Source organism: Rhodococcus sp. EPR-134, from assembly GCF_001647205.1.
Classification (GTDB): domain Bacteria; phylum Actinomycetota; class Actinomycetes; order Mycobacteriales; family Mycobacteriaceae; genus Rhodococcus_F; species Rhodococcus_F qingshengii.
This window is the reverse complement of record NZ_LVCT01000100.1, coordinates 1-3,444: the sequence shown is the minus strand read 5'-3', so window position 1 is coordinate 3,444 and position 3,444 is coordinate 1. Positions and strand designations below refer to the sequence as shown.

At 63.0% G+C, this 3,444-nt stretch carries 4 protein-coding genes; all 4 read right to left on the bottom strand.

Translation table 11 applies throughout. The annotated features are described in order from the left end of the window. The coding region (locus A2J01_RS05000; RefSeq protein ID WP_156519171.1) for a hypothetical protein at nt 1–334 on the bottom strand (334 nt) is incomplete at its 3' end. Between the two features lie 140 nt (nt 335–474). Beyond that, nucleotides 475–1,137 (bottom strand): hypothetical protein, encoded by a 663-nt coding sequence (locus A2J01_RS04995; RefSeq protein ID WP_064112215.1) that lies wholly within the window; start codon nt 1,135–1,137, stop codon nt 475–477. Between the two features lie 172 nt (nt 1,138–1,309). Beyond that, nucleotides 1,310–2,281, bottom strand: coding sequence for a DUF932 domain-containing protein (locus A2J01_RS04990; RefSeq protein WP_058228304.1), 972 nt, complete (start codon nt 2,279–2,281; stop codon nt 1,310–1,312). Between the two features lie 234 nt (nt 2,282–2,515). After that, a complete protein-coding gene (locus A2J01_RS04985) occupies nt 2,516–3,352 on the bottom strand; it encodes a hypothetical protein (RefSeq protein WP_064112214.1) in 837 nt (278 codons plus the stop codon). Nucleotides 3,353–3,444 lie beyond the last annotated feature (92 nt).

Genomic DNA, 3,444 nt, shown 5'->3' with positions numbered 1-3,444 from the left:
GTCTGAACTGAGAGAGGTGTTCGTCAAGGCCGGTGACTTTCGGCGGCTGGAATGGGTTGTACTTGGACAACCACGATCCGACTTGCCGTCGGGTTTCCATGAGCTGATCGAAAACCTGGCGCAACGGCGACACAGCACGGATCGCATCTTCGCGAGCTTGAGACACAGAACGGTACGCGTCGCGGAAAGGATTCAAGAGCTGTTGGCTCATCCTCCGCTGGACCTCAGCGACTGCAGGTATACGCAGTGCCCGCTCCGCGGAATCGAAGGCCCGATAGTGAGCAGCAGTCAGCACGGGGTAGCCCGTGCTGACTGCTGTCACTAGTGTTGCCATGCCTCCACGATACTGCTTCCGCGAAATGTCCGTATATTGACGCGATTCCATCAGCCACCTCGCAGGCACCGCAGCTCCGCCGTCACCGCGGTCGAACTTAGGACCGCGGTGACGGTGCTCCTCCCAGCCGGCAGATCGGGTCAGGCGGACAGGCTCCGTTTGATCGGGTTGTAGTGCTCGTCGAGCCAGCGACGCAGCTTCGCGTCTTCGATCGGGTTGGCAAATGCTGCCGCGATTACGACTGCCAAGGTCAACCCTTCTGCATCGATCAGAGCTGTTCGGACGTTGATCTTCGTTCGTAGATTTCGGCTTCCGTCGCCGGGGCGGGTGAGTCGAACGGCCACGGAATCCGATGGGTGGTCGATGCTGTAACGGTAGGTACCGAGGATATTCAGGTGCAGGGCCCAGGAGACGAACGACTCGCAGCCTCCGAGAGGGCAGGCCTGCAGGGGGCCGTCACCGGGGCTGTGGCCCCAGCGGGCGACGCGCGCACGGTATTCGGCTGCTGCGTCGATCTCTGCTTGTACGTGGAGGCGTTGGAGCTTCCGCAGTTCGGCGGGAGGGCGGCGGTGCAGTAGCGCGAGCTCGAGTGTTCGCATGGAGGTGGACAGGCCTTCGGGGGTGGCACGTTGTTCTGCGAGTGCGGCGGTGTGGGCTTCGGCTAGTCGCTGACTGCGTGTGTTGGCGTCGGCGATGTCGCGGGATCGGTTCTGTATTCGTTCCCGGGTTTCGGCGATTTCCTGGTCCAGTGCTGCCAGCGCGTGCGCGTTGTCGTCGTCGGCGGATGTGTCGAGTGCTGGCATCGGCAACTTTCGAGGTGCGGCGGGCGTCGGTGCGTCTCACCTTATGGCCCGGGTTTCGTCCGTTCTCGGGTTCGGCCGCTTCTGGTGCCTGCGCTGGTCGCAGCAGTAAGGGTCGTGAACGCAAGAAACCCACCCCGGCGACTATGCCCGGGGTGGGTTGGTGTTCTCGAGCCTATGCGTGCGTGAGCATGCGATAAGCGGCCTGTTTCGTTCCCGCCGAGTCAGTGTTGGTGAACTGGCGGGCGGCTCGAGCCTGGTCGACGCTTTCACCGGTGCTGGTGCGGACGCCGCGCCCCCAGTCTTCCCACTCCACTACTGCGTTCAGTGCGCCCCACCGCGTCGCGCGGCCTTCGGATTGGGTGTTGGCGATGTTGAACAACTGCATGAGTTCGCCTCGACGGTTCTCCCACCGGGTGCGTGCGGCTTTCTGCGACTCTTCCGGCTTCGGGTAGAGGGCATCGATGTAGTCCGCGAACTCTCGACTGGTCATCGGCTGAGAGATCAGCATTTCGCCGACCGCCGCGAAACTCTTCGCGTATCGAAACGCGCCCTGCAGCAGGATTTCGGCCATGCGGCTGTGCGCGGAGGCGGTATGCGGGATGGACCAGCGCTGCGCTTCGCCGATACCGACTGTCATGCCGTTCATGCACACCAGCCGTTTTCCGCTGATCTCACCGGAGATGGAACCTGACCCGTCGTGCGAAGTCCGGATAACGATCCCGAAGTCCACGACGTCCTTTCCTCCGATACGAACGCGTGCCTCCGGGAGATCCATCGTCAGAAACGTCTTACGACTGTGGTCGAGTGACCCTGCGTGGGCGAAGGTGGCGCCGAGATCCCTTGCGTTGTCGGCGATTGCGAACGCGTCGGCGTTGGTCACCGGCGTGTAGCGGGAACCGACGACGGCAAGCCCCTGGTACGTGTCGTCACGCATGATCAGTCGCTGCCCCGGAAGGGAGGTGTTGATCAGGCCAGACTCGCCCATCAGGGTCAGGTGGTCGGTGTTGTGCACGGTCAGGCCCCAGTCCAGTCCGGCGGTGCGCAACGCTTCTGCAGTGTCGCGGGATCCGGCGACATCGGTGCCGAGCACGGCCTGAGCGGGCAGGCGGTGAGCGGGGCGGGGAAGGGTGGTCGATGCGGTCATGATGTCCTCCAAGGATCGGCCCCGGTGGGGGCGGTGTGTGCAGCTCCGATGCCATGAAGTTATTGAGATCTCGTAGTGAGTGCGGCACGGGCGCAATCGAATAGCGTCGACAATCCGCAGGTGGGATCCTTTGGCCGGCGGCGACTGAGCCGGACAGGCTCGCGGTGTTTTTGCAGGGCTGGCGTGTGCGGTCAGCCCGGCGACGACCAGCGATAACAGTGTTGAGCGGGCCTTTTACTGTTGGCGCAGCGGTAGGGATTGTGGGGTGGAACCGCCAGCGTCGAGCACTTGGTGTGCAGCGGAGATGCGAGCGGCGAGTTCATCGCCTCCGCTAGCCGTCGTGGGTGGTGTGTCGACGAGGCTTCGAAGGTGTTCGCGCGCTGCGGGAGTGAGGAGTCGACTGTCGAGTTCGGTGACTTTCTCGGCGAGGGTCACTAATTCGCTGGTTGCCGTGTCGATCGATGTCTGTCGGGCGGTAATCGACAGCTCGGCGTTTCGCGATTCGAGTTCCACCGATTCCATTGGAATCTGTCGATCGTTCAGTGTCGCTGACAGATTCGCTCTAGCGATCAGCGTTTTGTCTAGCGCGGCGGCCGTCGACACTGCTCGCCACGTCGTTACGGCGACGTTCCTCGCAATCGGTTCCTGATCTCCGAGACTGCCGTGTTGGAAGGCCACCGAGCCGATGATCCGACTCTGTGCGGTGACGGCCCGGTCCGCGTGCGATCGCAGGACAGGGTCGAGGATGCTGCTGCGTGTGATCTCGATCGGCCCGGTTGTGTCGTCGAGTTCTCTGGCGGCGGCGCGGGCTTCGCCGAGTTTCGCTCGGTACTTCACGCGTGCTGCGTGTACTGCGGCGATGGTGATGATCGCCATGATCGGGGCGGCCACCACGGCGGGCACGAGCAGGGAGAGTATGCCCGCGCTGATGGCAGCCCATATGACAGCGGCAGTAAATAGATAGGTGTCGAACCTGTCATGTACTCCGGACAGCCGTGCGTATCGGCGGTCGATGGGGTGGTCGACGCGGTCCGGGTTCACCAGGACGTTCCAGGTGTGGGTTCGGTTCATCTGCGACTGTTCCCCTTCCCGTGTAGTGGTTTCCGATGTGGTGGTGTGTCTTCACGACGCGCTTGGCGACGGGCTTCTTCGATCAGCATCGG

Bases quoted from the DNA above. Each gene is read 5' to 3' on its own strand.
- A2J01_RS04995 (WP_064112215.1), bottom strand. From the start codon at position 1,137: ATGCCAGCACTCGACACATCCGCCGACGACGACAACGCGCACGCGCTG.
- A2J01_RS04990 (WP_058228304.1), bottom strand. From the start codon at position 2,281: ATGACCGCATCGACCACCCTTCCCCGCCCCGCTCACCGCCTGCCCGCT.
- A2J01_RS04985 (WP_064112214.1), bottom strand. From the start codon at position 3,352: ATGAACCGAACCCACACCTGGAACGTCCTGGTGAACCCGGACCGCGTC.